The sequence below is a fragment of the Mucilaginibacter oryzae genome, from assembly GCF_003148845.1.
Classification (GTDB): Bacteria; Bacteroidota; Bacteroidia; order Sphingobacteriales; family Sphingobacteriaceae; genus Mucilaginibacter; species Mucilaginibacter oryzae.
Genome location: NZ_QGHA01000001.1, coordinates 864,216 through 890,058 on the forward strand (window position 1 = coordinate 864,216; position 25,843 = coordinate 890,058).

General features: G+C 43.1%; 27 protein-coding genes. 19 read left to right on the forward strand and 8 right to left on the reverse strand.

From position 1 onward, the window contains the following. Nucleotides 1–3 precede the first annotated feature (3 nt). The 3 genes from LX99_RS03820 to LX99_RS03830 all read left to right on the forward strand — a co-directional run bounded on the left by LX99_RS03820 (nt 4) and on the right by LX99_RS03830 (nt 5,006). The gene (locus LX99_RS03820) at nt 4–1,992 is read left to right on the forward strand and encodes a M56 family metallopeptidase (RefSeq protein ID WP_109606521.1); all 1,989 of its coding nucleotides are present in this window, start codon (nt 4–6) and stop codon (nt 1,990–1,992) included. Between the two features lie 175 nt (nt 1,993–2,167). Further along, entirely contained in the window at nt 2,168–3,865 is a 1,698-nt protein-coding gene (recN, locus tag LX99_RS03825; protein ID WP_109606523.1) for a DNA repair protein RecN, read from the forward strand. 328 nt (nt 3,866–4,193) lie between these two features. Continuing rightward, nucleotides 4,194–5,006, forward strand: a complete 813-nt coding sequence (locus LX99_RS03830; protein ID WP_022832010.1) for an enoyl-ACP reductase FabI — start codon at nt 4,194–4,196, stop codon at nt 5,004–5,006. Between the two features lie 75 nt (nt 5,007–5,081). On the opposite strand, the gene LX99_RS03835 is transcribed toward LX99_RS03830, so the two are convergent. Beyond that, nucleotides 5,082–5,480, reverse strand: coding sequence for a hypothetical protein (locus LX99_RS03835; protein WP_109606525.1), 399 nt, complete (start codon nt 5,478–5,480; stop codon nt 5,082–5,084). A gap of 399 nt (nt 5,481–5,879) precedes the next feature. Next, nucleotides 5,880–6,053: a hypothetical protein gene (locus tag LX99_RS25535; RefSeq protein ID WP_170122572.1), complete on the reverse strand. Its 174-nt coding sequence runs from the start codon at nt 6,051–6,053 to the stop codon at nt 5,880–5,882. 153 nt (nt 6,054–6,206) lie between these two features. On the opposite strand from LX99_RS25535, the gene LX99_RS03840 reads away from it, so the two are divergent. The 3 genes from LX99_RS03840 to LX99_RS03850 all read left to right on the forward strand — a co-directional run bounded on the left by LX99_RS03840 (nt 6,207) and on the right by LX99_RS03850 (nt 7,717). Continuing rightward, a complete protein-coding gene (locus tag LX99_RS03840) occupies nt 6,207–6,542 on the forward strand; it encodes a single-stranded DNA-binding protein (RefSeq protein WP_109606527.1) in 336 nt (111 codons plus the stop codon). Nucleotides 6,543–6,865: 323 nt separating this feature from the next. After that, a complete protein-coding gene (locus LX99_RS03845) occupies nt 6,866–7,483 on the forward strand; it encodes a DUF2975 domain-containing protein (protein ID WP_170122623.1) in 618 nt (205 codons plus the stop codon). A gap of 3 nt (nt 7,484–7,486) precedes the next feature. After that, the gene (locus tag LX99_RS03850; RefSeq protein WP_109606531.1) at nt 7,487–7,717 is read left to right on the forward strand and encodes a helix-turn-helix domain-containing protein; all 231 of its coding nucleotides are present in this window, start codon (nt 7,487–7,489) and stop codon (nt 7,715–7,717) included. A 77-nt stretch (nt 7,718–7,794) separates the two neighbouring features. Here LX99_RS03850 and LX99_RS03855 read toward each other — a convergent pair whose 3' ends face one another. From LX99_RS03855 to LX99_RS03865, 3 genes are read right to left on the reverse strand one after another with little or no spacing between them, the layout of a single operon-like run. Further along, on the reverse strand, nt 7,795–8,886 hold the full coding sequence (locus tag LX99_RS03855; protein WP_109606533.1) for an agmatine deiminase family protein: 1,092 nt from the start codon (nt 8,884–8,886) through the stop codon (nt 7,795–7,797). A 9-nt stretch (nt 8,887–8,895) separates the two neighbouring features. Further along, on the reverse strand, nt 8,896–9,249 hold the full coding sequence (locus LX99_RS03860; RefSeq protein ID WP_022833688.1) for a four helix bundle protein: 354 nt from the start codon (nt 9,247–9,249) through the stop codon (nt 8,896–8,898). A 52-nt stretch (nt 9,250–9,301) separates the two neighbouring features. Beyond that, nucleotides 9,302–10,171 (reverse strand): carbon-nitrogen hydrolase, encoded by an 870-nt coding sequence (locus LX99_RS03865; RefSeq protein ID WP_109606535.1) that lies wholly within the window; start codon nt 10,169–10,171, stop codon nt 9,302–9,304. 236 nt (nt 10,172–10,407) lie between these two features. Here LX99_RS03865 and LX99_RS03870 point away from each other — a divergent pair, with 236 nt between their 5' ends. The 6 genes from LX99_RS03870 to LX99_RS03900 all read left to right on the forward strand — a co-directional run bounded on the left by LX99_RS03870 (nt 10,408) and on the right by LX99_RS03900 (nt 15,740). Next, entirely contained in the window at nt 10,408–11,367 is a 960-nt protein-coding gene (locus LX99_RS03870; RefSeq protein WP_109606537.1) for a lysylphosphatidylglycerol synthase transmembrane domain-containing protein, read from the forward strand. 102 nt (nt 11,368–11,469) lie between these two features. Beyond that, nucleotides 11,470–13,248 carry an aromatic amino acid hydroxylase gene (locus tag LX99_RS03875; RefSeq protein ID WP_109606540.1) on the forward strand — a complete coding sequence of 593 codons (1,779 nt, stop codon included), beginning with the start codon at nt 11,470–11,472 and terminating at the stop codon, nt 13,246–13,248. A gap of 165 nt (nt 13,249–13,413) precedes the next feature. Next, a complete protein-coding gene (locus LX99_RS03880) occupies nt 13,414–14,118 on the forward strand; it encodes an SDR family NAD(P)-dependent oxidoreductase (protein ID WP_109606542.1) in 705 nt (234 codons plus the stop codon). Between the two features lie 67 nt (nt 14,119–14,185). Continuing rightward, nucleotides 14,186–14,350: a PAS domain S-box protein gene (locus LX99_RS03885; RefSeq protein ID WP_109606544.1), complete on the forward strand. Its 165-nt coding sequence runs from the start codon at nt 14,186–14,188 to the stop codon at nt 14,348–14,350. 141 nt (nt 14,351–14,491) lie between these two features. Next, nucleotides 14,492–15,019, forward strand: coding sequence for a hypothetical protein (locus tag LX99_RS03890; RefSeq protein ID WP_109606545.1), 528 nt, complete (start codon nt 14,492–14,494; stop codon nt 15,017–15,019). 310 nt (nt 15,020–15,329) lie between these two features. Continuing rightward, entirely contained in the window at nt 15,330–15,740 is a 411-nt protein-coding gene (locus LX99_RS03900; protein WP_109606550.1) for a LiaF transmembrane domain-containing protein, read from the forward strand. A 349-nt stretch (nt 15,741–16,089) separates the two neighbouring features. Here the strand turns inward: LX99_RS03900 and LX99_RS03905 are convergent, their stop codons facing one another. Next, nucleotides 16,090–17,292: a hypothetical protein gene (locus tag LX99_RS03905; RefSeq protein WP_109606552.1), complete on the reverse strand. Its 1,203-nt coding sequence runs from the start codon at nt 17,290–17,292 to the stop codon at nt 16,090–16,092. Nucleotides 17,293–17,512: 220 nt separating this feature from the next. On the opposite strand from LX99_RS03905, the gene LX99_RS03910 reads away from it, so the two are divergent. The 7 genes from LX99_RS03910 (at nt 17,513) to LX99_RS03940 (ending at nt 23,215) form a co-directional block, all read left to right on the forward strand. Further along, on the forward strand, nt 17,513–18,367 hold the full coding sequence (locus tag LX99_RS03910) for a LiaF transmembrane domain-containing protein (RefSeq protein ID WP_109606554.1): 855 nt from the start codon (nt 17,513–17,515) through the stop codon (nt 18,365–18,367). A gap of 36 nt (nt 18,368–18,403) precedes the next feature. Continuing rightward, entirely contained in the window at nt 18,404–18,739 is a 336-nt protein-coding gene (locus LX99_RS03915; RefSeq protein WP_109606556.1) for a DUF4288 domain-containing protein, read from the forward strand. Between the two features lie 20 nt (nt 18,740–18,759). Beyond that, nucleotides 18,760–19,794: a sensor histidine kinase gene (locus LX99_RS03920; RefSeq protein ID WP_022833580.1), complete on the forward strand. Its 1,035-nt coding sequence runs from the start codon at nt 18,760–18,762 to the stop codon at nt 19,792–19,794. Continuing rightward, on the forward strand, nt 19,791–20,540 hold the full coding sequence (locus tag LX99_RS03925; protein WP_109606558.1) for a LytR/AlgR family response regulator transcription factor: 750 nt from the start codon (nt 19,791–19,793) through the stop codon (nt 20,538–20,540). The genes LX99_RS03920 and LX99_RS03925 overlap by 4 nt, the downstream gene beginning before the upstream one ends. Nucleotides 20,541–20,633: 93 nt before the next feature. Next, nucleotides 20,634–21,218 (forward strand): Crp/Fnr family transcriptional regulator, encoded by a 585-nt coding sequence (locus LX99_RS03930; RefSeq protein ID WP_022833582.1) that lies wholly within the window; start codon nt 20,634–20,636, stop codon nt 21,216–21,218. Nucleotides 21,219–21,292: 74 nt separating this feature from the next. Continuing rightward, entirely contained in the window at nt 21,293–22,264 is a 972-nt protein-coding gene (locus LX99_RS03935; protein WP_109606560.1) for a quinone oxidoreductase family protein, read from the forward strand. Nucleotides 22,265–22,507: 243 nt separating this feature from the next. Further along, the gene (locus tag LX99_RS03940; protein WP_109606562.1) at nt 22,508–23,215 is read left to right on the forward strand and encodes a L,D-transpeptidase family protein; all 708 of its coding nucleotides are present in this window, start codon (nt 22,508–22,510) and stop codon (nt 23,213–23,215) included. A 376-nt stretch (nt 23,216–23,591) separates the two neighbouring features. Here LX99_RS03940 and LX99_RS03950 read toward each other — a convergent pair whose 3' ends face one another. Both LX99_RS03950 and LX99_RS03955 read right to left on the reverse strand, forming a co-directional pair. Next, entirely contained in the window at nt 23,592–24,482 is an 891-nt protein-coding gene (locus LX99_RS03950; RefSeq protein ID WP_109606566.1) for a flavin reductase family protein, read from the reverse strand. Between the two features lie 132 nt (nt 24,483–24,614). Beyond that, complete coding sequence (locus LX99_RS03955; RefSeq protein WP_109606568.1) at nt 24,615–25,610, reverse strand: fumarylacetoacetate hydrolase family protein; 996 nt, start codon at nt 25,608–25,610, stop codon at nt 24,615–24,617. Nucleotides 25,611–25,843: the final 233 nt, after the last annotated feature.

The window sequence follows — 25,843 nt, forward strand, 5'->3', positions numbered from 1 at the left end:
GTGATGGAAAATTTATTCTATAATATAAGCCAGGTGCTGGGTATCACCGTTCTGCAATCGTTATGGCAGGGGTTGCTGGTATGGTTTGCCTTAAGGTTAGTGTTTATTTGCGCGCCGCGTTTATCGGCTATTAAAAAGCACAATTTGGCTATGGGCGCTATGCTGATGATCAGCGCCTGGTTTATATACACGTTTATCCATCAGTTCGGGCTGCATGAGTGGGTTAGTTATACATCTGCAAATGCGCCATCTTTATTACCACGTTTCTACCTGCCGCTGCGTGAAGTAGCCGCCCGCCCGCAAAACAATTATTACGAATACGTTATTAAAGGCTACCTGCCTTATATAACAGCCCTTTACCTTGCGGGCCTTGTGTTTAACCTGCTTAAGGTAAGCTTAAGCTGGCAGCGCATCAGCCTGATAAAACGGACCATGGTACCTGCCGACAGGCTGCAAACCTTTGCCGATGAGCTTTGCCAAAAGCTGGGCATCACCAAAAATGTGTGGGTAAACTTTAGCCGTATGGTTGATGCCCCCTGTATGATCGGCTTTTTTAGCCCGGTTATTCTACTGCCGATAACCCTTACTACTTATTTATCGGCAACCGAGGTTGAGGCCATTTTACTGCACGAATTATCGCACATTAAACGCAATGATTACCTGCTCAATTTATTGCAGCAATTTATTTCCATACTGTTATTCTTTAATCCCTTTGCCCAATTAATTAACAGAGTTATTAACCAGGAGCGCGAAAACAGTTGCGATGACCTGGTTGTGCATACTACGCAACAACCGCTCATTTACGCCCACGCGCTGCTTAAGCTGGAACAAACCAGGCAACAGCATTTACAGCTGGCCCTGGCTGCCAACGGCAAAAAATATCATTTATTAAACAGAATTGAACGCATCATGAAAACCAAGAAACCTATAGGCAATGTACGCCACCTGTTGGTGGCGCTTGCTATAACCGCTGCGGGCGTTAGCAGCGTAGCCTGGCTTAACCCAACTATTAAAGATGGTAAGCTAAGCGTTAAAAAAGTTACCGCACCCGCCGCTATACATAACTTATTTGTTGAGGATACCACCCGCAAAGCCGCGGCTAAAAACAAAAAGGCAATAGCAAAACACAAAGCCAATGTTATAAAAAACAAGCTGCGTCATGAGCATTTTGATTACAACGGTTTTAACGACGCCGAATTAGACAGGCTTACTGCCGAAGTAAGTAAACAGGGCGAGCTGATTGGCAAATACTACGCCAGCGAAGATTTTAAAAAGCAAACTGCGCTGTTGGAAGCTAAAAGCAAGGAGCTACAGGCTTACTACAATACCGATGCCATGGAAAAAATGAAGTTGCAAATGGAAAAAGCCGGCGAAGAATTTCAAAAGGAATACGGCGATAATTCCGAAGCGCAAAAACTGGGCGGCCAGATGGGCGAACTCGGTAATAAAATAGGAGCTTATTACAACAGCCCCGAATTTAAAAAGATGAACGAAGAGTTGGAAACCAAATACGGCATCCCGCACAATCGCGGCTATCATGGGTATAACGACGACAAAGACCCCAACTACAAAAAGTACCAGGATGAATTACAAAGCAAAATTCCGGCAGATGTAAAAGAGCAAACCGAGCAAATTAAAAAAATGGGCGAGAAAATGAAAGCTCGTTACCAATCGGCAGATTTTATTGCTAAACACGATAAAATGAAGGCTATGGGCGATAGCATGCGTATTGCCTACAATAATCCGGATATGAAAAACATTCAACGCGATATGCAGAAATTGGGCGAACAAATGCGCGCGTATCAAAACAGTCCGGAAATTAAAGCGGCCCAGGCACGCCTTAAACAAGCCACCAAAAAACTACAGGATTATATGAAAACGCCTGCCTTTAAACAAAAAATGAAGGAGTATCGGGATAAGATGGATGTGCAGCTTGATGATAAGTATGATACCAACGTTAAGGAAGCTTTAACTGATGCTGCCAGAGATTGAGGTGGAAGTCTTTAGTCGAAAGTTATAAGTTAAAAGTTTCAAACTCCGAACTTATGACTTTCGACTTAAGACTTAGAACTTCAGACTTGAGACTAAATATATTAGCATTAAAATTAACTACAAAAGAACCTTAATTTGTAATTTAGTGTCCTCAATAAAATGAGGACATTTTTTTATGCTTCAAAAGCTCACCATTAATAATTACGCGCTTATTGATAACCTGGAGATAGGTTTTGATAGCGGCCTGAACATATTAACCGGCGAAACCGGCGCGGGTAAATCAATCATACTGGGCGCCCTATCGCTCATTTTAGGGCAACGGGCCGAGAGCAGGTATTTTTTTAACCAGCAAAAAAAATGCGTTATCGAAGGCGTTTTCAAGATCAGCGGTTTTCACCTCGCCGATTTTTTTGAAGAGAACGACCTGGATTATGAAAGCGAAACGGTGTTGCGCCGGGAGATTTCGGCAGATGGCAAATCCCGCGCTTTTGTAAACGACACCCCGGTTAACCTCGCCGCGCTGAAACAACTGGGCGAAAAACTGATCGATATCCACTCGCAGCATGCCACTTTGGAGATTAACGATCCGGAATTTCAGCTGCTGGTGGTTGATTCGGTAGCCCGCCATGCCGATCTTTTGTTTGATTATCAAACGAAATTTAAAGCCTACAAAAAATCGTTAAGCAAGCTTAACCAGCTTATTGCCGAAAACGATAAAGCTAAGGCCGACCTGGATTATTTCCAGTTTCAGTTTGATGAACTGGAAAAGGGCAAGCTGGATGCCGATGAACAGGAACCTTTAGAGCAGGAACTTAACACGCTGAACAACGCCGAAGAAATAAAACGCGCGCTGCTTAATGCCAACTATCTTTTAAAGGATGGCGAAGCGGCCGTGCTTTTACAGCTAAAAGAAGCCGGCCAGGTATTAGGAGCTATTGAAAAATACAATCCCGCCATTGCCGAATTGCACCAACGCATCAACAGTACCATCATCGAACTGAAAGACGTTGCTGCCGAGGTTGACGGCATTGAACAGCATACTTTTGTGGATGAAGCCCGAGCCGGGGAAGTGAACAACCGCCTCAGCATGATTTATAACCTGCAAAAAAAACACCGGGTTAACACCAATGCCGAGCTATTGCAGATCCAGGAAGAACTATCTGAAAAAATTCAGCAAGCCCTGTTTGGCGATGAGGCCATCGAAAAGCTGCAAAAACAAATAGCTGCCGATAAAGCTGAGTTGGAAAAGCTGGCGGCTCAGCTCTCGGCCAACAGGCAAAAAGCTATCCCGGATATTGAGAAGCAGGTTTTAGAGACGCTGGCTGAAATGGGGATGGGGAATTCCATGTTGAAGATTGAACAAGTGCCCCCCCCGCCCCCTAAAGGGGGTGCTGATAGTCCTGCGGTTGTGCTTACGGCTACGGGGATTGATCATATTAAGTTTTTGTTTTCGGCCAATAAGGGGCATGCTTTGGCCGAAATGAGTAAGGTGGCTTCGGGTGGTGAGCTTTCGCGGTTGATGCTGAGCATTAAATCTATCGTGGCGCAGTATACAGCCTTGCCTACCATTATTTTTGATGAGATCGATACAGGTGTATCCGGCGAGGTAGCCAATAAAGTTGGGGTAATTATGGAGCGGTTGGCTAAAAACCTGCAGGTAATTACCATTACCCACCTACCTCAAATTGCCAGCAAAGGCCAAAGCCACTATTTTGTTTATAAGGATGATAGTGAGGCGGCTACTTTTACGCGCATAAAACAATTAAATAAAGATGAACGCGTTTTAGAAATTGCCAAGATGCTGAGTGGTGATAAGCCCGGTGAAAGCGCTTTACAAAACGCGAGGGAACTGCTGAGCCCCCTGACCCCCTGAAGGGGAAGTATGCTGACCATTCTTGAAAAATGTCATCGATAGAGCAGAGGGGGGAAAGAGTGGCGGAGCGAAAGAGAAATCCTGTACGCCATGCTAAACCACAATGCAATGCGTAATAGCAGGGCGTAGAATATTTCTCCTCACTCCACCACTCAGACCCTTCGCATGTACGTCGAAATGAAATCCGTTTTAATTAGCTATAAATACTAATCGTAGACTTATAACTCTATTTTCCTTAACTTTTAAATCACCAAAAACCCAAACTTATAAGCTAACTGATAAATCGTCAAATAATTATAACTTTGCTGCAATTATAAAAACTTAACAAATGGCTTATAATTTATTAAAAGGTAAAAAAGGCATCATTTTCGGTGCGCTAAATGAGCAATCAATAGCCTGGAAGGTAGCACAACGTGCCGTACAGGAAGGTGCTGAAATTGTATTATCAAACGCCCCTATCGCTTTGCGCATGGGCGAACTCAATAAACTGGCCGAAGAATGTAACGCGCCGGTTATTGGTGCCGATGTTACCAATGGCGATGACATCAACAACCTGTTCACCCAAACGCTTGAGCATTTTGGCGGCAAGGTTGATTTCATCCTGCACTCGATAGGTATGAGCGTTAACGTACGCAAAAATATCCCTTACTACGAAAATAACTACGAATTTACCCACAAAGGTTTCGATATATCCGCATTAAGCCTTCACCGCATTTTACAGGCGGCCATGAAACATGATGCCATAAATGAATGGGGGTCGGTAGTGGCTTTAAGCTATATTGCTGCCCAGCGTTACTTCCCCGGCTATAATGATATGGCAGATAACAAAGCTGTATTGGAAAGCATCGCCCGTAACTTTGGTTACGAGTATGGCATGGCTAAAAAAGTACGTGTTAACACCATTTCACAATCACCAACCCGCACTACGGCCGGTTCGGGCGTAAAAGGGTTTGACGGCTTTATTGAGTTTGCCGAAAAAATGAGCCCGCTGGGTAATGCCGATGCAGACCAGTGCGCTGATTATTGCGTAACCCTGTTCAGCGATCTGACTAAAATGGTTACCATGCAAAACCTGTTTCATGATGGCGGTTTCTCATTTACCGGCGTAACCCAGGCTGTTATTGACCAGATGGCTAAGTAATCATCTTAAAATATCTTTCAACAAAAAAGGAGCCTTGCAAATACAATGCTCCTTTTTTGTTTAAGGAAGATTGGATTACGGTACCAATACAATTTTAATTTTTAACGGAGGTGGAATGTTAGCACCAGTAGGTAAACTTCCATCGGCATTTTGAGCATCAATGTATAATTTACCTGTTTCATATGCAAAACGGTAACTAACACCGCCATAAACATTTGGTAATTGCTCAAGCGTACCATCGCTGTTATCTAAATACACCAAAACTGCACCATGATTATTGTAGTAATCAGTAAGTTCCGGCACATTCAAAGTTGTGGTATAACCGTGAATGCTTCCCTGACCATCCGCAAGCACAAACGCCGGCGTAGTATCAAAAATAGTGGTAGCGCTTGGAGCAGTAGTAACATACTCCTTTTTACATGATGTTGCAGCAAGTACTATAGTGCAGCAAATTAAAGTCAAGAATTTTTTCATAAAGTATTGCGTTAGTTATTATAACTGTTTGAACAAAGTTTTGTTCGAAGGTTTAAACGAAATTTTAATTATTTTAACGTGAGTTCGGATAAGAAAAAAACGATTCGGAAAGGATCTAAATATATAATCTATTGAATGTCAAAAAGTAAGCATAGATTTTTATATTTAAGTGTCGAATCTAAATGATAACAATCTATGCTTACTTCTGATAAAATTATTGAAATTTTCGTTAAAGTGGATGACTTCTGCAAAGAATCGACGAGTGCATGGTCAAACTCGATACACAAACCAAGGTCCCGTAACAAAGCTTGTCCGGTATTTGCTTAATCAAATACTTTGCATAGGGGCCACAAGCCGGGAGGCTTGTACTTGCAGCGGCCTGGACAGCCATTCAATTGCTTACCGAACGACACAACAACCGCTTACCTGCGGAACACCAACAAGGGAAGGGGTTATAGCGATTGCTGTAAGCTGGTTATTGTAGTTATTGCGGCCCAGATCGTTACAGAACTTTTTATCGGCACGGCCCTGCAGCGGCGTCCCGCAATCCAAACAAACTCTTTCCTGGTTCATGGTATAAAGGTAGGCAATAAATTATCCGTTTGCAAACGTTTACAAACGGATACTATCGACTATAAACGGTTAATAACCGGGTAATTTTTCCGCCCCACCCCACCTTTGTAGCGTTAACTCAAACGAATCAAAAAATATTTAAATAATAAAACGATGAACTCATTAAGAAACAGTGTACGCCTGGTAGGTAATTTAGGGATGGATCCTGAAGTAAAAGTTTACGACACCGATAAAAAAATGGTGCGCCTTTCCATAGCTACCAACGAAACTTATAAAAATGATAAAGGCGAAAAGGTTACCGATACCCAATGGCACAGTCTTGTTTTCTGGGGAATGCAGGCCAAACTTGCCGAAGACTTTTTAAAAAAAGGCGATGAGGTTGCTATTGAAGGAAAGCTGACTAACCGCAGCTATACTGATAAAGAAGGCATTAAGCGCTATGTATCTGAAGTGGTGGTAAATGAATTTTTGAAAATGGGTAGAAACTGAAGAACAGATGGGATGCAGCAAAAACCTGTTGGGCGATGGGGAGCCAAATCAATAAATAATGTTGGTATGGTTTCTCCAAAAGAGATGCCTCCAGCAACAGAAAATCAATAATATAACACAACATCGGTAACAGTGCAAACTATATACACGGCTTTGAACCTAAACCAGCTCTTATCACAAAGCTGTTGCCGGTGTTGTTGTTTAATCTTGTTATTAATTATCATTTGCAGAGACTAAACTTCATGGATTGTGCAAATAAAAAAAATGATAAATATTTATTGATAATCAATAAATATTTATCATTTTTGAACAAAATCACAAACATGAAAAACTTAGGAAAAAGATCTTTATCGGCAGTAATGGCTATTGCTGTTAATTTACTCTGGTGGGTAGAGTGGGTTGCTGGCGCTTTGGGTGCATTTATGGTATTGACGGCGGCACATATTCGTAAAGCATTTGCTTTGCAGGTGCCCATTACTTACACTCCCATGAGCATGGCACAGATTTATTCGGCGAAACAAAAGGGTGATTTCAGTATCCTCAATACAACTAACGGAACACTAAGCATTCATGTAGGCGCCGATTGGAAAACCATAGCAGCATTGCTTACAGGATACGGCGCAATTTTCGCCGCAATTGTGATCATTACCTACCAGGTAAAAAGAATTTTCGAGAGTTTTAAGCAAGACCAGCCATTTCAACAGGCGAATATATACAGGGTTAGAAACATCGCATTGGTACTGATAAGCTATTCGGTTGTACAGTGGTCGTCTGTAATTATGATCAATCAATTTTTGTTATCAAACTTTGTCTTCCATCATCTTGATCTCACTTATGAGTTCAATTACACTTGTTTGCTTATTGGGGTTGTGCTTTTGGCTGTAGAAGGAGTTTTCAAAACCGGCCTGGCTTTGGAAGAAGAAAAGCAACTAACAATTTAAGCTATGGCAATAATTATCAACCTTGATGTGATGATGGCCAGACGCAAAATGTCGCTCAATGTACTGTCGGAAAAAGTCGGCCTAACACTGGCTAACCTATCTATATTGAAACAAGGGAAGGCTAAAGCTATTCGGTTCAGCACCTTAGAAGCAATATGCCAGGCGCTCGATTGTCAGCCCGGAGATATTCTGGAATACCGGAATGACCATGTTGAAAGCTTTGTTATCGTGTAAACAATTCTTAGGCGAAATTATGTTTAAAAACAAAAAAAATAGAAAAGCCCTCTTTTTAAAAAAGGGCTTTTCTATTTTTATTCCGGTTCCTGCTGGCTCAGGCAGTGGAAACTGCCCAACCCCCAGATAATATCCGTGCTATCAATCCCCACAACCTTACGGTCAGGGAAGCATTTGGTTAGTATATCTAACGCCTTATCATCATTTTTTGAACGATAGGTAGGAACTATCACCGCCGAATTGGCGATATAAAAATTAGCATATGATGCGGGCAAACGGGTATCATCATAAATAACTGCGTCGGGCATGGGCAGTTCAACTACGTTTAACTGCTTGCCGTTCAATAGCCGCATAGTTTTCAGCGTATCGAGGTTTTCCTGCAACAGGTGATAGTTATCGTCATTCTTATCTTCCTCAACAACGGTAACCACAGTATCTTCGTTTACAAAACGGGTAATATCGTCAATATGGCCGTCGGTATCGTCGCCTACAATTCCATCACCCAGCCACAAAATTTGCTCCGCACCGTAATAGTTTTGCAGGTAACTTTCTATCTGCGCCTGGTTAAGGTGCGGGTTACGGTTTTTGTTAAGCAAACACGCTGTAGTAGTTAAAATGGTTCCTTTACCATTAAAATCAACCGAGCCGCCTTCCATTACAATACCCGGGTTAAATACCGGTAAGCCGAAATGGTTACCAATTTTGGTCGGGATGACATCATCCAGATCAAACGGCGGATATTTGCCTCCCCAGGCGTTGTAACCCCAGTCGACAATAGCCTTTTGTTTAGTGGTCTGATTGATCAAAAACGCCGGACCATGATCGCGGCACCACGCGTCGTTGGTAGGAAACTCGAAGATCTCGATCTTGTTCAAATCCACACCCGCGTTCTGTAATTGGAAAATTACCGATGCTTTCATATCGGCGTTGGCTACGTTGATGCGCACCAACTCGCCTTCGGTAACAACTTTTATAAATTCGATGTATGGTGCGTAGATCGTATCAATCTTACCTGGCCATGAAGCTTCTTTGTGAGGCCAGCTTAGCCATGTAGCCGTATGCTTTGCCCACTCTGCAGGGAAGGTGAAACCTTGCGCCAAAGGCGAGTCGGAAAGTCCGAAAGTCCGGAAGTCCGAAAGAGAACTATTTGATATATCTTTTGAGGACATTGATTTATTTTATTTAAGAGAGTTACGCAGTCCGTTCAACATTGCCAAAATCTCTTCACATTGTTGATATAATTTTGCAAAATTTTCGTCTGATATCAAATTTCGCTTTTGTGCTAAATACAAACACCCAACAACTTCAATATTTGATCTTAAAGCGTAGCCAACAAACTTATTGAATTCGGCGTTAGATTGTCCCGTTGATCCTTCAGCAATATTTAGCGAAATAGAATCGGCGGCCCGTTTTATTTGAGATGACAAAATAAACAATTCATCCTTTGGAAAAGTCCTAGTCAGATCATGAATATCCGATGATAGGTCGACTGCTTTTTTCCACACAACCAGCTTTTCAAACTTAAAACCCATATAACTGACTTTTTCTTTCGGACTTTCGGACTTCCCGACTTTCGGACTAAAATCAATCCTCGTCTAAAAGTCTTTTCGTTATCGGCTGATATGAGTCGATACGACGATCTCTCAGGAACGGCCAGTGGCTCCTATAGTAATCCGACTTATCTAAATCCAACTCCTGTACAATAACTTCTTCCTGATCGTGAGTGGTTTGATGGATAACAGCACCAAACGGATTGGCGAAGAATGAACCGCCCCAGAATTTCACACCTGCTTCTTCACCTACACGATTAACGCTTACCACGTGAATACCATTGGCAACTGCGTGCGAACGCTGGATAGTTTGCCATGCGTTGTATTGCTCAACGTTGGTAGCTTCGTCTTGTGTAGTAGCCCAGCCTATTGCGGTTGGGTAAAATAATATATCGGCACCCATCAACGCGGTGATACGGGCTGCTTCAGGATACCATTGATCCCAGCAGATCAGTACGCCGATGCGGGCATATTTGGTATTGAATACTTTGTAGCCAAGATCGCCGGGGGTGAAGTAAAATTTTTCGTAAAAGCCGGGATCATCGGGGATGTGCATTTTGCGGTATTTACCCAGGTAGCTGCCGTCGGCATCAAGTACTGCGGTAGTATTGTGATAAACACCTTGCGCACGCTTTTCAAATAATGAAGCGATGATTACCACGTTAAGTTCGGCGGCAACCTTCGATAGCTCGTCGGTTGATGGGCCGGGGATAGCTTCGGCCAGCTTAAAATTGTCGTAGTTTTCCTCATCGCAAAAATAAAGGGACGTAAAAAGTTCTTGTAAACAAACTACTTGCGCGCCTTTTTGGGCAGCTTCCCTTACTTTAACAATGGCTTTTTGCAGGTTCTGCTGTTTGTCAGCAGTACAGCTCATTTGCACTATACCAACTTTTACTTTACTCATCTCTTCAAAATTTGCGCAAAAGTAACACTTTGTTTGTTAGCATTTGGTCGATTTTATATTATCGTTTCACAGATTACCTTGCGATTACACTGTGTTAAAACCGGATTATTAAAAACCATCACTACAATAAACAATTGATTTACTGGTTTTAATGTTTGTGAAAACAAAATGAAGAATTTTTGTTAATTGACTATCGGGTACATCGAAATAAAAAAATAACATAGCTTTGCAGCCGAATGACACAAACAGACGATATTATTGACGAAGGTGCCGAACATAAAACCTGGAAAGGTAAACTTTGGGGCGTTGTAAAAGTAATCCTGATCATTGTAGTAACGGGCGGCCTCCTTTACTGGGTTTTTAGTAAAGTGCCTTTTGCTAAAATAAAATACCGCCTCGCCAATGCCGACAGGGCCTGGTTAACCGCCGCGATAGCCTGCTACATAGGCTCGATGTTTTTTTCATCATGGCGTTTATTAAGTTATTTTAAATCGATTGGCCTGCGGCTCGACTGGCGCTTTAACCTTCGCCTCTATTTTCTGGGGTTGTGCTATAATGTTTTATTGCCGGGCGGTATCGGCGGCGATGGTTACAAAATATACCTGTTGCATAAGCGCTACGGTTTACCTACCAAAAAAGTATTCTGGGCTATATTGTTTGACAGGTTGAGCGGCTTTTGGGCTATCGGCGCTATTGTGGTGGGGCTAATTATTTTAATACCCAATTTTCCATACCACCTGGCATGGCCGTTAAGCATAGTATCGGTTGGCACGGTGATTTATTATTTTGTAGCCCGTAAGTTTTTTAAAGATTATACCCACAACTTTGTTCAGGCACATTTAAAAGCCATAGGAGTGCAAAGCATGCAACTGCTTTGTATTGTTTGTTTACTGCTTGCGCAGGATTTTAACGGCAAATTTGCTCCTTACCTGCTGTCGTTCCTTTTCTCTTCCTTAGCGGCAATTATTCCGTTTAGTTTGGGCGGCGGCGGCATCCGCGATGCCCTTTTTCTTACACTTGCACGCCAGTTTAACCTGGCCGAAGATATGGCGGTTTACCTGAGCTTTGGGTTTTACCTCATCTCTATTATTGTGGCTTTATTCGGTGTATACTATGTACTTGCCCCTAAGCGCCTGGATGCGGGCATCAAAAAAGGCGAAGAACCAAAGTTGGAAAACCATCCGATAGAAGAATAATATTCGCCTAAAAAGCTTATTTCAGAATAATGATCTGAAACTTGCTTTGATGACAACCATCTGCTAAACTTGGCGTTATTATAGCATAAACCGCCAACAGCAATGAGCCATTTTAATGATTTTAATAATCCGCAGGTTGCGGCTTTGCCCGGTTATTTAAAGCAATTTATAGTCGACCAGCATTACGAACACTACACCCCTATCGATCATGCGGTATGGCGCTATGTGATGCGCCAAAACTATAGTTACCTGAAAGATGTAGCCTACTACCCATACATTCCCGGTTTGCAAAAAGCAGGCTTAACCATTGAACATATCCCTGATTTGCAGGAAATGAATGATGCCCTGGGCAAAATTGGCTGGGGGGCCGTTACGGTTGACGGCTTTATTCCGCCCGCTGCCTTTATGGAATACCAGGCTTACCGGGTGCTGGTTATTGCTGCAGATATCCGCCAGTTAAAGCATATCGAATACACCCCGGCTCCCGACATTATTCACGAATCGGCAGGACATGCGCCAATTATTGCGGATAAGGATTACCATGAGTATTTGAGCTATTTTGGGTCGATAGGCGCTAAAGCTATGTTTTCGGCACAGGATTTTGAACTGTATGAGGCTATCCGCGCATTATCTATATTGAAAGAAATGCCCGATGCCGATGAGGAGGCGATAATCAAAGCTGAAGCTTATGTTGAATATTGCCAGAACAACATGGGCCAACCATCAGAAATGGCCCTGTTAAGCCGCCTGCACTGGTGGACGGTAGAATATGGATTGATCGGCACCCTTGAGCAGCCCAAAATTTACGGGGCCGGACTGCTTTCATCTATCGGTGAAAGTTCAACCTGCATGCAAAAGGATGTAGAAAAACTTTGGTATACTATTGATGCCGTTAAATACCCGTACGATATTACGAAGCCCCAGCCACACCTGTTTGTAACGCCCGATTTCCAAAACCTGATTGATGTATTGGAGCAATTTGCAAATACGATGGCTTTCCGCAGGGGCGGCGCTTCGGGGTTGCAAAAAGCTGCCGACAGTAAAAATACCTGCACCGCAGTTTACAGTTCCGGATTACAGGTATCGGGCACTTTTACCGGTTTTGCGACTGATTTAGAGGGTGGGCCATACTTTATTAAAACTACCGGACCAACAGCGTTGGCCTTTGGCAATAAACAGCTAAAAGGGCACGGTAAAAGTTATCATAAAGATGGTTTCAGTTCGCCGGTAGGTAAACTCGGGGGTTTTACCAAAGCACTGGAAGATTTTTCGGGTGATGACTTGAAAGAGGCAGGTTTAGAAAAAGGCAAAATAACCCAACTGCGGTTTGAAAGCGGCATCAGCTTAACGGGAAGAGTAGTAAATATAATGGTTGAAGGCAATAAGATCATCCTGATCACTTTTGACGATGCAACCCTTACCGATAAAGATGGTTCCGTACTGTTTGACCCGGCCTGGGGAGTTTATGATATGGCTGTTGGCGCAGAGATCACCTCTGTATTTTGCGGCGCGGCCGATAAAGAATTATTTGATGAACTAATTTACAAATCGAAAACAGAAACCCATCACCCCGTTTACGATCAAAAAACCAAAGAGCTTCACAAGCTTTACCAACAGGTGCGCGATTGCCGCATCAATCGCGGCCCCTATGGCTTCCTGGGCAATGTATGGCACCAATTACAAAACAACCATCATGACGACTGGCTTTGCGCATTGGAGATCCTGGAAATACTTGTTCACGAAAACATCGAACCAACAATGGCAGATGAGATCCGCGCTTTCCTCGAACAGAAAACTGTGAACGAGCCGGAGTATAAAAAACTGATCAATGATGGTTTTTACCTGATCAGGCATCCGGTTGAGCAAAAATTGGTAGTTTAGCAATTCAAACACCTCGTCATTGCGGAGGAACGAAGCAATCCCCGATTAGCAGAGTAGCTATACAAGTCTCCCTGTAAAGTTCGCGATTGCTTCGTTCCTCGCAATGACGTGTGGTAATAAAATCCATTAACACAATCATTCCCCCTTTAGGGGGTTAGGGGGCTTATGAACATCATAATAACAGGCGCCAGCAGCGGCGTAGGTTTTGAAGCTGTAATTGAACTGATCCTATCGGGCAACCATAAAGTGATAGCCCTCGCCCGTTCGCAGGATAAACTGGAACGTTTGTTGGAAATTGCCCATGGCCTAAACCCCGATTGCCGGTTGTTTGCCCTTAAGTTTGATATTGTTCACGATGATTATGAAGGTCTGCAGCAGTTTATAACCGCCCAATTTGATAACCGGGTTGATATCCTGATCAACAACGCGGGCGTACTTATCAATAAGCCGTTTACACAACTTACCGAATCGGATTTTGTAGAAATGCTGCAGAGTAATTTCATCGGTCATGTGAGGGCCATTCAATCGCTACTTCCGCTAATGCCCTCGGGTTCCCACATTTTGAATATAGGCAGTATGGGCGGATTTCAGGGCAGCGCCAAATTTCCGGGGCTTGTGGCCTATTCGGCCAGCAAATCGGCATTACATACTTTAACAGAATGCCTGGCGCAGGAATTGGCAGAACAAAATATCAAAGTAAACTGCCTCGCCTTAGGTTCGGCACAAACCGAAATGCTGGAGCAGGCTTTTCCGGGCTATGAATCGCCTGTGATGGCTTTTGAGATGGGTAAATACATTGCTGATTTTGCCTTAACAGGCAGCAAATTCTTTAACGGAAAAATAATACCCGTAGCGGCTACAACACCGTAAAATATTTGCGTATTATCATAAACATATTTATAACTTAGTTATTATAAATATGTTAAGGTAACAGTGCATGGATAACCAGATCATATCACTATTTGCAAAGTCCAAAGATGTTTTCTTTGTAATGGATATGAATAATGTGGTGCTCCATACCAACGGCGCCTTCCGCGAAACCTTTAACTACACCGAGCAAGATCTTACCGGTTTAAATATCATCGATTTGCCACCCTGCTGATAAAGAACGTAATGAAGAAAACCTCATCACCCACCTTGATACCACTTCGCAGGAATTGGATGATGTGATACATTCTATAGTGGAGCGCACGGTTATATTAAGGCCAGTGGTACGGATGATTAAATCAGCCCTCCAGATTTTATGAATTTTATAACGAAAGAAAATCTGCAGCAACTCCTGGAGAAAACAAGTAATGCGCTACTTTCCATGGCACGGGATCATTGCTGGAATAAAATATCAGATAACAGTTTATATATAATTTCGGAAGACAGCGATACCGAGTTAAATTCGTTTGCGCGAAATAAGATCAGGAAATTAGTAAACGACAAAAAAACACCACAGCAATTATCGGCTTTAATGCCAAGACTAAATGATGTATATTCCGACACCTATGAGTTTAATCTTTACATTTACAAAGCCAAACGGGACAAAACAATAATTGAAATCACCTACCGTATTAAACGCTATTATGGTTACGATGCAGAATATAAGGAAATGATAAAAAACAGCCCTCCCTTACTCCATTGTAAAGTACCCATACCCTATTACGCACATATAATGCAAGGCAAGAATAAGCAATTCAATATCAATTGGGAGCTCTATCCTATCGACCATGTGTTAAGGCTGTTTTGGCATAGATTGAAATACAAATTTCATCGTTTTTTTTAACAAGCAATATATTCCGGGAAGTTAGTTACACATTATTTTTCTACATTATAATATTTTACCAACGCTAAAACTTATGCCGTCAAATCGCATGGCGTATACTTCAGGATCCTCTGTGAGAGCCCCAGAGGGGATGATTTCTTCCTCGCCCTTTCCTGCCTCCTGTATCTCATATTCCTGCCTCTCATCCCCTCCCCTCCTCTTTCACCGCCTTTATCCCCCACTTTACCGACATCTCCCCCAACATCGCCAACTATTGATTGACCGCCCTGTCCTGTTGCTGTAGTTTTGGGTAACATTAAAACTTAAAACAATGAACAACGATATAGCAACCCCTCAGGTAAATAACAAAAATGGCAAGGTCATGTTAGGGGTAATTTTATTAGCAGCAGGTGCTTTGTTACTGGTAGATCAGCTTGATGCTTTTCTTATTCCGGATTGGTTGTTCAGCTGGCCGATGTGGTTTATAGCCTGGGGTGCCATAATGGGCGCCAAACATAACTTCCGGAAACCATCATGGATTTTTATGATCCTGATAGGCATCATCTTTTTAATAAACGACAATGTTCATAATGCCGACAATATCACCTGGCCCATCGGTCTGATCGTGTTGGGTGCGTGGATAGCCCTGCGCCCCGCCAAACAAGCCGACCGCGATTTTTGGGAAAAGAACGAAAAAGCTAAACAGCATTTTGGCTTTGAAGAACCTAAAACCGAAGCATAAGCTCAACCAACCATCATATATATTGAAAAACCGGGGCATTTTTAAAAAGCCCCGTTTTTTTTTGCCTGATTACTAAATTTATCAGGTGTTCAATTTTTAAAAGTGTAAACAACTTCACATTATTTCAAAAAATCAAGTAACTAATAATCAATGAGTTAAATTTTAACAATTTCACTCTAAACAGCATCTTGAACACATATACATTGATAATCAACAGATTATAATTCAAGGTACAAAAAAGTTGAACACCCGTTTTTTAAAAATTGAACACCTGCTTTTTTAATAGCTAAACACCCTGTTTTTAGTTCTATCATATTTCGGTAACCCAATTTATCACCTTGAACCATCGTTACCGGCTAACAAAAAACCACTGCATTTTTAAAAGTCCAGGTTTTAAATTTACCTGCACAGTATCGCCAACTTTAACCTCGTTGTAAAGCGATTTATTAACCTCAACTTCTTCACTTTCGGCAGGCCCCCATTTGCTTAGGGTTAAGTTATACGAGGTATGTTTACCTGTTGATACCCTTTGATCAAGCACCCGGGCAGTGTAAGTTTTCGGCACGCCATAATCAAAATCACAATTAACCAGTACCGGCGCGGTAAAACCATATAACAAAACAAACAGCAACGCGCTAAGCCAGGTAGTTTTATTATTGCGTGCTTTTTCACGCGCGCTCAGCATTATAGCGGCAAAAATGGCGCTCAAAACAACTATCACAGTTGCCGCTGGCAAAAGTACATCAGTTAAGTGCATCAGCTTAAAATCAATAAAAACCCGTGCTAAAAGCGCGAAAGGCGGCAGAACGAGGGCCGTATTTAATGATGGGTATACAGCCTCTTTCTTTTTATCATTGGCGTTTAAAGTAACCACATCCCTTTTTAAATAAAATACAAATAATACCACCAATGGCCATATCAGGCCGGTTAAAATAACGTAATCGTAAGGCTGGGGATAGGCAAACATCCAGATACATATCGCTACGCCGACATAATTAAAATACGAGCAAAACTTTTTTAAACGCTTCAGCTCGGCCAGGCGCTCTTCACCGGTATAGCCATAGCTATCGTCATTTTGCACCTCTTCAATAGCCATTTGCTCCTGTTGGGCGTTAAGATCGGTGCAATAAAGGTTAAGCCAGGTTAATATTTCCCGGTAATCAGCATAATAAGTATAGTCGCCCAGGTGTATTCTTTTTTTCGATTTATCTATCGGGTCTATAAATAAAACATTGCGCTCCATACGGTAACCTTTAATATCACCAAGCAGCAGCTCCTTACTTCTGAAATAAGTAACGATTTTTATACCATCGCCCGAAATAATAATCCTGCCTACTTTTAGCTCGAGGTAAAGGTAAACGCCAAGCAACACCAGGCCCACGCCTAATAATGCCAGCCACAAGGTTTTATCGGTAATGGCCGCGTAAATGGAGTATGCGCCGCCAATAACCATGGCTGCTATCACGATGTAGAAAAATATTTTCCAACCGGTATGTAAGGTGTATTCCTTTTCAAACATCATGCCCCTGGCCGGGCCAAATTCCTGGTTCATTTTTTATATGATAAAGTTTAAGTACGTGGTTGTTTTACGATAAAAACCGTTGCAACTTACAAAATTTTATTTTTGCCGCATGTTAAATAATCCATCACAACTTTTTCACCGCTAAAATATCCCCACTCACCGAGAACTTGAAATATATCGCCAGTTTTTGTTTGGCTCAACTATAATGTTACCTTAGTTTTGGATATGATTTCAATTTGCAGATAATACAATGAACAACGATATAGAACATAAAGACCCTAACAAACGCAAAACCGTTGCAGGGATCATTTTACTTGCCGTAGGCGGCTTTTTGCTGCTGCAGCAATTCCGCATATTTTTCATACCCGATGGTCTTAAACTGTGGCCGGTATGGCTTCTTTTCTGGGGTTGGTATGTAGGTGCCAAACACAATTACAAAAAATCATCATGGATGTTACTGGTAGGCCTTGGCGTAGTGTTCCTGATAACCGAAAACATTCATGATTCGGGCAGGATCGTTGGTCCGCTGGCGGTGATTGGTTTTGGCATGTGGCTGATATTGAGGCGCAACAAACACTTTGATCCGCAAAACTGGAAAAACGAATTTAAAACAAACGATTGGGATAAATGGGGCAAAAAACAACCCTTCCAGTTTGACAAAAACGAGCCGGTAGTTGATTACACCGTAAAAGATGAAAACACCGATGTGCCCCCGGTTGATCCGTACACCCAAAAGCAGGACGACTTTAACTCCAAATACTCGGGCGATGATTATATCGATACCGTATCCATATTTGGCGGGGTTAACAAAGCCATCCTCTCTAAAAAATTCAGGGGCGGCGATATTGTAAACATTTTCGGTGGTGCCGAGCTCGATTTTACCCAGGCCGATATTAACGGCAGAGTAGTGATCGATATTACCCAGATTTTTGGCGGCACCAAAATAATTGTGCCATCAAACTGGCAGGTGGTATCAGATCTGGCGGCAGTTTTTGCCAGTGTAGACGATAAACGCATCCGCAGCACAGCCAGCGTAGGCAGCGAAAAGGTATTGGTACTTACAGGCGTATCCATATTTGCGGGGGTTGATATCCGCAGTTATTAATAAACTATTCAATACTACCTATTAACAATAACCAACATGAACTGGTACGTAGCAAAATTAGTTTTCAGGGTGATAAGCGGCAATGGAGACCACCAGGCGCAGTTTGATGAGCAATTGCGCCTGATCAGCGCCGATAGTGAACTGGTAGCATACGAGAAAGCTAACCGAATTGGCCATGCCAACCAGGATAGCTTTAAAAACATCGAGAAACAAACGGTAAAATGGCAGTTTATTGATGTTGCCGAGCTTAACCTGCTACCCGAATTGAAGGACGGCACCGAGCTGTATTATCACATCCACGAAACGCCCGATGCCGATCTTTATATTGCATGGGCACATCATAAATCGGCCTTGTTAGGCGTTAGGAACTAAACCTTAAACATTTATCAGTTTTGGAAATACCAAACATACAATCATCAAAACTATACGCGGCATTTGTTCTGTGCGGTTTGGCATGGGCTGCGTTGCAAACTTATATTATCCATAGTTTTGGGTTTGTTTGGTTTATTACCATAACCGATGGCTTACTTAGCGCCATATTATTATCGTGTGCCTGCTGGCTCATCAACAATAACCTGCGCTACTACCAACCGGGCAGGGGCAGTTACATTAACTTATTTATATGGTGTGTTGCCCTGGCGGGGATATGCGCAGCCGGCTGCCGTTACCTGTTGCCATTAATCAATACCGACCCGATCTATAACAACTTCCTGGCCCAATCATTAATGATCCGTTTCTTTACCGATTTTCTGGCCATAGGCTGGATGGCCATGATCAGTTTGTTATGGTACTCGCAACTGGATCAAAAAGAAACGTTGAAACGCAAAACCGAAGCCGAGCAGCTGGCCCGCGAAGCAGAGTTATATAACCTGAGGCAGCAATTGCAGCCCCACTTTCTATTCAACAGTCTTAATTCCATCAACGCCCTTATTGGTTTTAAACCGGATGAAGCGCGGCGGATGATTCACCAGTTATCTGACTTTTTACGCGGCACCCTGAAAAAAGACGACCAATTGCAGGTTACCCTAACCGAAGAACTGGCTCATCTTAACCTTTATCTTGATATCGAAAAAGTACGTTTTGGTCACCGGTTGCAAACCGAAATCAGCTGCGATGCTTTGTGCGGTACAGCAACTCTGCCATCCATGCTGTTACAGCCATTGGTTGAAAACGCCATTAAATTTGGCTTGTACGATACCGTTGGTGAAGTAACGGTAAGCATACGTGGCGAAATGGAAGATGGGTATTTAACGCTGATGGTTCAAAACCCGTACGATCCTCAAACATCAAAACCTAAAAAAGGTACAGGTTTTGGTTTGCGGGGTGTGCAACGGCGGTTATATTTGCTGTACGCGCGCAACGATTTGATGGAAACGCACGCGAGCGACGATCTGTACACAACCATTATAAAAATACCGCAACTATGAAGCGAGCTTTAATTATTGACGATGAACCTTTGGCCCGCATGGTAGTGAGGGAATACCTGCTTGATTTTAAAGAAGATATTGAACTGATACAGGAATGTAACGACGGCTTTGAAGGCCTCAAAGCTATTCAGCAACATCAGCCCGACCTGGTTTTCCTGGATATCCAGATGCCCAAAATTACCGGATTTGAAATGCTGGAGCTGGTTGAGCAACCGCCAGCCGTGATTTTTGCCACCGCCTTTGATGAGTACGCCATAAAAGCTTTTGAAGCCCACGCGGTTGATTACCTCTTAAAGCCCTTCAGCAAGGAACGCTTTAATAAAGCTGTAGAAAAGTTTTTGGCTACGGCCGCGCCGAAACCCGTAGCCAGGCAAACCGAAGAATTATTGGAAACTGCCGCCACACAATCGCCCGCACAACATGAACGCATAGTGGTAAAAACGGGTACCAAAGTAAAGATCATCCCTGTGGCCGATGTGGAGTACCTGCAGGCCGATGATGATTATGTAAGCGTGATCACCAAAGAAGGCTCATACCTTAAAAATAAAACCATGAGCTTTTTTGAGCAAACGCTCGATCCTAACCATTTTGTGCGCGTTCACCGCTCATATATTGTAGCGATACAACAAATTACCCGGATCGATCCGTATGAAAAAGATGCACATCTGGCCATATTGAAATCGGGAGCTAAAATCCCGGTGAGTAAAACGGGATACGTGAAGCTGAAACAGGTATTGGGGATATAAGCAGCCCCACCCAAACCCTCCCCGGAAGGGAGGGCTTTAGAATCACTAAATAAAAGTCTCCCCTTCCGGGGGAGATTTAGAGGGGGCTGGTTTATGCTTTTCCACTTCAAAGATCAATTTCCGCATCTGAGCACTTATTGGGACAAGTATCTCCCCCATCAAAAGCGCCTTGAAGTACCTGCAAAAACTATTTTACTGGAAGAAGGGAAAGTATCACAGCAATACATCTACATAGAAAAAGGTTGCGTGCGCGCGTTTTTTAATAATAACGGCGATGACAAAACCCTTCAGTTCTTTTTTGAAAACGAAGGGCTTACCTCCCTCCCAAGCTTTGTTAACGATACCCCGAGCGACATCACTATCGAAACTTTAGAGCCATCTGTAATTTACCTGCTCCCTAAAAAATACGTTAGCCAACTGATGGACGAGGTAAGCCACGAACCCGGCTTTTTGAAAATGATGCTGCAGATTTTCGCCCGCAGGCAAATGCATTACAGCAGCTTACTCATCTCCTTTATCCGCGATACACCAGAACAACGTTATCAAAACCTGCTTACCGAACGCCCGCATATTGTGCAGCGCATACCGCAGCATTACATCGCCTCCTACCTGGGTGTAAGCACTGTACACTTAAGCCGCATTAAAAGTAAACTGGCAAAAGGTAAACCCCATTTTTAAACTCGATAACATATGTTATCGTTACGCATAGCCGCCCCGCATAGTTTTGCTTCATCAAAAAAACAAATAAAACGATGAAAGCAGCAGTAATATATCAAAAAGGCGAAATGCCCCAATACACAGATTTTCCCGAGCCCGTTGTTGAAAACCCTGATGAAGTATTAGTAACCGTTAAAGCCGTAGCCATAAAACATTTTGATAAAGGCCGCGCGGCAGGCACACACTATTCAAGCGAAAAAAATCAAACAACCGGCCAGGTACCAGGCGGCGATGGCGTATGCCTGTTACCCGATGGTACACGCGTTTACGGCATGGGTGTAAGCGGCATGCTGGCCCAAAAAGCAACCATTAATAAAAACAGGATGGTTAAACTACCTGATGGGCTTAGCGACGCGGAGGCTGCCTCACTGCCCAACGCAATAATTGGCGCGGCCATGGGTTTAAGGTTTAAAGCCGAAATACAACCCGGCGATGTAGTATTAATAAACGGCGCGACAGGTTTTACCGGGCGGGTAGCGATACAAATTGCCAAACACTACGGTGCCGGCAAAGTGATTGCTACGGGCCGAAACCAGCAATCGCTTAATGAATTGTTAGCACTTGGCGCAGATGAGGTGATTTCCGTTTTACAGGATGATGAACAATTTACAACACAGATCAAAACCATCCACGCGCAAACCTCTATCGACATAGTAATTGATTATTTATGGGGGCATACCGCCGAAATGATATTAGCTTGTTTAAAGGGCGAGGGCTCATTCACCAACCGCACGAGGTATGTATCCGTTGGTAGTATGGGTGGTGATATTATCCAATTATCAGCCGCTAACCTGCGGAGTGTTGATTTGCAATTAAGCGGGTCCGGCCTTGGAGCTTGGTCAAAAAAACAAGTTGGTTTGGTTTTCAGTGAGATTTTGCCGGAGATGTTTCAGTTGGCTGTTGAGGGCAGGCTAAAGGTTGAGACAGTGAATGTTGAATTGGAAAACATAGCCGGATTATGGGATTTGGATGTGCCGGGAGGTAAGCGGTTGGTGGTGATGATATAGTACCTGCGCTTATAGTACCCTATGTCATTTCGACGAACGAGCGGGGAATTATGGGGTGGCGTGAGGAGAAATCTTGTACATCCTGCCTTAAAGTATGCAAAACCGCTGTGCAGGGAGTACAAGATTTCTCCATCGCCCCCATGCTCAACCCATTCCCGCTCAGTCAATGACATTTTTTTATTTTTACTGCTTACATAATCATTCCCCTGGTTTTCCGTTATCCATGGAAATCAATCACAATAAATGCCTAAACTCATTACCCTTCTGCTATCGTTACTGTTGATAGCGCCGCCTAAAACCGAAATTCCCGACAGCAAACGAGCCAGCGATGTACGCGAAAAAGTATGGCCCAAACTACAGCAGGAACTTAAAAACAAAGGTCTTGCAATTAACGGCGCGCCGGTTTATATCCGCATCATTAAAGATTTAAGCATCCTGGAACTTTGGGTAAAACAAGGTAACAGGTACAAGTTGTTTAAAACTTATGAGGTGTGTAGCTATTCAGGCGGCCTGGGCACCAAAACCCGCGATGGCGATGGTAAAAGCCCCGAAGGTTTTTATACCATCGAACCGAAACAACTTAACCCCGTAAGCAATTATTACCTCGCTATTAATGTTGGCTATCCTAATAAAGTGGAACAATTAAAGGGTTATACCGGCAGCGCCATTATGGTTCACGGACATTGTGAATCGATAGGCTGCTACGCCATGACCGATGCGCGGATTGAAGAAATTTACACCCTGGTTTATCAGGCCTTTGCTGGCGGACAGCAAAGAATAAGGGTTGATATTTTTCCTTTCCGTATGGAGGATGCACGGTTAAAAACCTATATCGCATACTACCCAAACCAGGTACCCTTTTGGCGAACTTTAAAACCCGGATATGATTTATTTGAAAAAAACAGGATTCCGGCCGATTATCACGTTAAGGGTAAAGATTACGCATTTTGACGGCTTACCATGAATACCATATTTGGGGCAACATTAACAACGATACTTTAATCGTATTAATACCTGAGTTTTTGAAAAACTAACAAATGAGAAAAGTGCTAACCGAGGCAGGAATATTTTTATTAAACCTTGCTACGATATTTATTTTCCAAATCTTATCTCCATTCGTAATATTCTTTTTGTACGGCGAAGGTGTTTCAGCAGATAAGCAGTACCAACGGTGGCCAATAATATTTGCGGCTATTCAAATATTGATTGTTGTTATCCTTTATGCAAATAAAGTCCTTTACAAAAGGAAACTCTCTTTAATTTTAAGCATAACAACTATCGTGGCCTTTTGCTTATACTTTATTTGTAATAGCATCTAACACGAGGTTTACTCTATCAGCAATACCATCAGTGCCTCTTCTACCTTATTAGCATCAAGCAATTGTTTGGCTTTTAAATGCAATTGTAACTCGCGGGTTTGGCTATCGCCAATGGTAGCATCCAGCACTTCTTTAATTTCGGGTGTAAGCGCAAAAGCTTCAACGGCTTCATCGGTAGGCATAAACTCCAGGTTACCCAATTGCCCCAGGTTATTACCGGTAAGCACCCTCGAGTTACGGATGGCGTAAGGCAGTGCATCAACACCGATACCTATTTTAATATTAGGTTTGGCTATCTTGAATAAACTCTCTGCAGTAACCCGGCAATACCAATCGCCGCCCAAACGGGCAACATGATCCATTTTGGTCTGATCTATTGTACCATCCGGATTCAAAACAGTATCGCTGATGTGGATCCGCTTAATTTCAGCAAGCACCAGGTTTCCGGCACCGGCATCTTCTCCCAAAGCAATCACTTCTTTCACCACGCATTCCAGTTGTACATAGGATTCGGCTACGCGCGGTGGTTTAACCAATTGGGACGGTACAGGTGTAAGGCCTGACTTTATAAACTCGTTCACCCCCTGCGCGTACTCCACGCTGGAAAGCGAGGTTTGCTGCACCATATCGTAATTAATAATATTGATCACGCATTCGGGTACTTCCCGGATATTTTCGAGGGTGTGCTTGGTGGTATTATCCCTTACCCTGCGCGATGGTGAGAAAATGCATATGGGTGGGTTTACGCTGAAAATATTAAAATAGCTAAAGGGGCTTAAGTTTACGTTGCCCGCCGTATCAATGGTAGATGCGAGGCAGATCGGTCGCGGGGCTACTATAAAGTTAAGATAACTTTGAAGCTGAATGGGTGATATATCGGATGGCGTGATGGTGGGCATGGGCTCTCTCTTAAAGACGTCATTGCGAGGCACGAAGCAATCGCAAACTTTACAGGGCGACCTGATTGGTTTCTCTGCCTATTGGCGATTGCTTCGTACCTCGCAATGACGATTGGTTGTATATCGTAAAGATTACTTTTTCAACTTCAATATCGAAAAATCACTATCAGCTTTTTTAATAATATTACCCAACATACCCAAACCGGTTACTTCCATTTCTACCAGATCGCCGGGCTGCAACCACTGTGGTTCGTAATCAGCATTATTAAGTACGCCGGTGCCGTTAAGCTCCAGGAAACAGCCGGTACCAACTGTGCCCGAGCCTATCACATCGCCGGGTAGCACATCGCAGCCATAGGCGGCGCGTTCAATAATTTCGGCGAAAGTCCAGTCCATATCGGCCATATTACCTGCCGATACCTGCTTGCCGTTTACTACGCATTTCATCTCTAAGTTATAGGCATTGCCTGTATGACCAGACTTTGCGGGCACTTTATATTGTTCCAGTTCATCGGGCGTTACCAGCCAGGGGCCAATCACTGTCGAAAAATCTTTACCCTTCGCCGGACCAAGATTCAGCAGCATTTCTTCCATTTGCAGGGTGCGGGCACTCATATCATTCATAATCATATACCCGGCAATAAAACTATCGGCTTCGGCAGCAGTAATGTTGCGCCCTTTTTTATTCAGTACAACCGCTACTTCCAGTTCAAAATCCAGCTTCTGAAAATGATCGGGCATACACTCAATTTCTCCCGGGCCTTGTATCGCGTTATGGTTGGTGAAATAAAATATAGGGTACCGGTCAAATTCGGGTATCATATCCAGCTTGCGGTTGCGGCGGGCTGAAGCCACGTGCTGACGGAAAGCGTATCCATCCCTGCACGATGTTGGGTGCGGTACCGGGGCCATCAACTCAAAAAACAACTCTTCTTTAGCTTCGATCTTTCCGGTTCGGATGTCTTCATTAACCCGCATAGCGTGATCCATCAGTTCGGCACCTCCCCATAAAAACTCGTTCATATTATCGGGAATCAGCTTATCGCAGGAATTGAGGTTGTAGATATGGCCATTAACAAAAACACCAAGGTGTTCACGGTCTTCAGTTTTATAGGATACTAATTTCATGAGGTCAGTTCATTGGTATGTGTCAAAGCTAATGAATTTGAGTGATTAGGTGAGTAGTTGTCTGAATCAGAATTTTCAGGATGTTAGAATGAAAGTGCACAATTTTAAATGAGTAAAGGCAATTATAATTTCAGATAGATCACCAATTATTGGTTTCTCTTGTTAGCTATCTCTTTACATATTATGGAAATTCTCACATTCTGAAAATTCTTGGTTATCCACTTGCTGCGGGC

Coding starts and splice junctions, on each gene's coding strand:
- LX99_RS03820 (WP_109606521.1), top strand. CDS start 4: ATGGAAAATTTATTCTATAATATAAGCCAGGTGCTGGGTATCACCGTT.
- recN (WP_109606523.1), top strand. CDS start 2,168: ATGCTTCAAAAGCTCACCATTAATAATTACGCGCTTATTGATAACCTG.
- LX99_RS03830 (WP_022832010.1), top strand. CDS start 4,194: ATGGCTTATAATTTATTAAAAGGTAAAAAAGGCATCATTTTCGGTGCG.
- LX99_RS03835 (WP_109606525.1), bottom strand. CDS start 5,480: ATGAAAAAATTCTTGACTTTAATTTGCTGCACTATAGTACTTGCTGCA.
- LX99_RS25535 (WP_170122572.1), bottom strand. CDS start 6,053: ATGAACCAGGAAAGAGTTTGTTTGGATTGCGGGACGCCGCTGCAGGGC.
- LX99_RS03840 (WP_109606527.1), top strand. CDS start 6,207: ATGAACTCATTAAGAAACAGTGTACGCCTGGTAGGTAATTTAGGGATG.
- LX99_RS03845 (WP_170122623.1), top strand. CDS start 6,866: ATGAAAAACTTAGGAAAAAGATCTTTATCGGCAGTAATGGCTATTGCT.
- LX99_RS03850 (WP_109606531.1), top strand. CDS start 7,487: ATGGCAATAATTATCAACCTTGATGTGATGATGGCCAGACGCAAAATG.
- LX99_RS03855 (WP_109606533.1), bottom strand. CDS start 8,886: ATGTCCTCAAAAGATATATCAAATAGTTCTCTTTCGGACTTCCGGACT.
- LX99_RS03860 (WP_022833688.1), bottom strand. CDS start 9,249: ATGGGTTTTAAGTTTGAAAAGCTGGTTGTGTGGAAAAAAGCAGTCGAC.
- LX99_RS03865 (WP_109606535.1), bottom strand. CDS start 10,171: ATGAGTAAAGTAAAAGTTGGTATAGTGCAAATGAGCTGTACTGCTGAC.
- LX99_RS03870 (WP_109606537.1), top strand. CDS start 10,408: ATGACACAAACAGACGATATTATTGACGAAGGTGCCGAACATAAAACC.
- LX99_RS03875 (WP_109606540.1), top strand. CDS start 11,470: ATGAGCCATTTTAATGATTTTAATAATCCGCAGGTTGCGGCTTTGCCC.
- LX99_RS03880 (WP_109606542.1), top strand. CDS start 13,414: ATGAACATCATAATAACAGGCGCCAGCAGCGGCGTAGGTTTTGAAGCT.
- LX99_RS03885 (WP_109606544.1), top strand. CDS start 14,186: ATGGATAACCAGATCATATCACTATTTGCAAAGTCCAAAGATGTTTTC.
- LX99_RS03890 (WP_109606545.1), top strand. CDS start 14,492: ATGAATTTTATAACGAAAGAAAATCTGCAGCAACTCCTGGAGAAAACA.
- LX99_RS03900 (WP_109606550.1), top strand. CDS start 15,330: ATGAACAACGATATAGCAACCCCTCAGGTAAATAACAAAAATGGCAAG.
- LX99_RS03905 (WP_109606552.1), bottom strand. CDS start 17,292: ATGAACCAGGAATTTGGCCCGGCCAGGGGCATGATGTTTGAAAAGGAA.
- LX99_RS03910 (WP_109606554.1), top strand. CDS start 17,513: ATGAACAACGATATAGAACATAAAGACCCTAACAAACGCAAAACCGTT.
- LX99_RS03915 (WP_109606556.1), top strand. CDS start 18,404: ATGAACTGGTACGTAGCAAAATTAGTTTTCAGGGTGATAAGCGGCAAT.
- LX99_RS03925 (WP_109606558.1), top strand. CDS start 19,791: ATGAAGCGAGCTTTAATTATTGACGATGAACCTTTGGCCCGCATGGTA.
- LX99_RS03930 (WP_022833582.1), top strand. CDS start 20,634: ATGCTTTTCCACTTCAAAGATCAATTTCCGCATCTGAGCACTTATTGG.
- LX99_RS03935 (WP_109606560.1), top strand. CDS start 21,293: ATGAAAGCAGCAGTAATATATCAAAAAGGCGAAATGCCCCAATACACA.
- LX99_RS03940 (WP_109606562.1), top strand. CDS start 22,508: ATGCCTAAACTCATTACCCTTCTGCTATCGTTACTGTTGATAGCGCCG.
- LX99_RS03950 (WP_109606566.1), bottom strand. CDS start 24,482: ATGCCCACCATCACGCCATCCGATATATCACCCATTCAGCTTCAAAGT.
- LX99_RS03955 (WP_109606568.1), bottom strand. CDS start 25,610: ATGAAATTAGTATCCTATAAAACTGAAGACCGTGAACACCTTGGTGTT.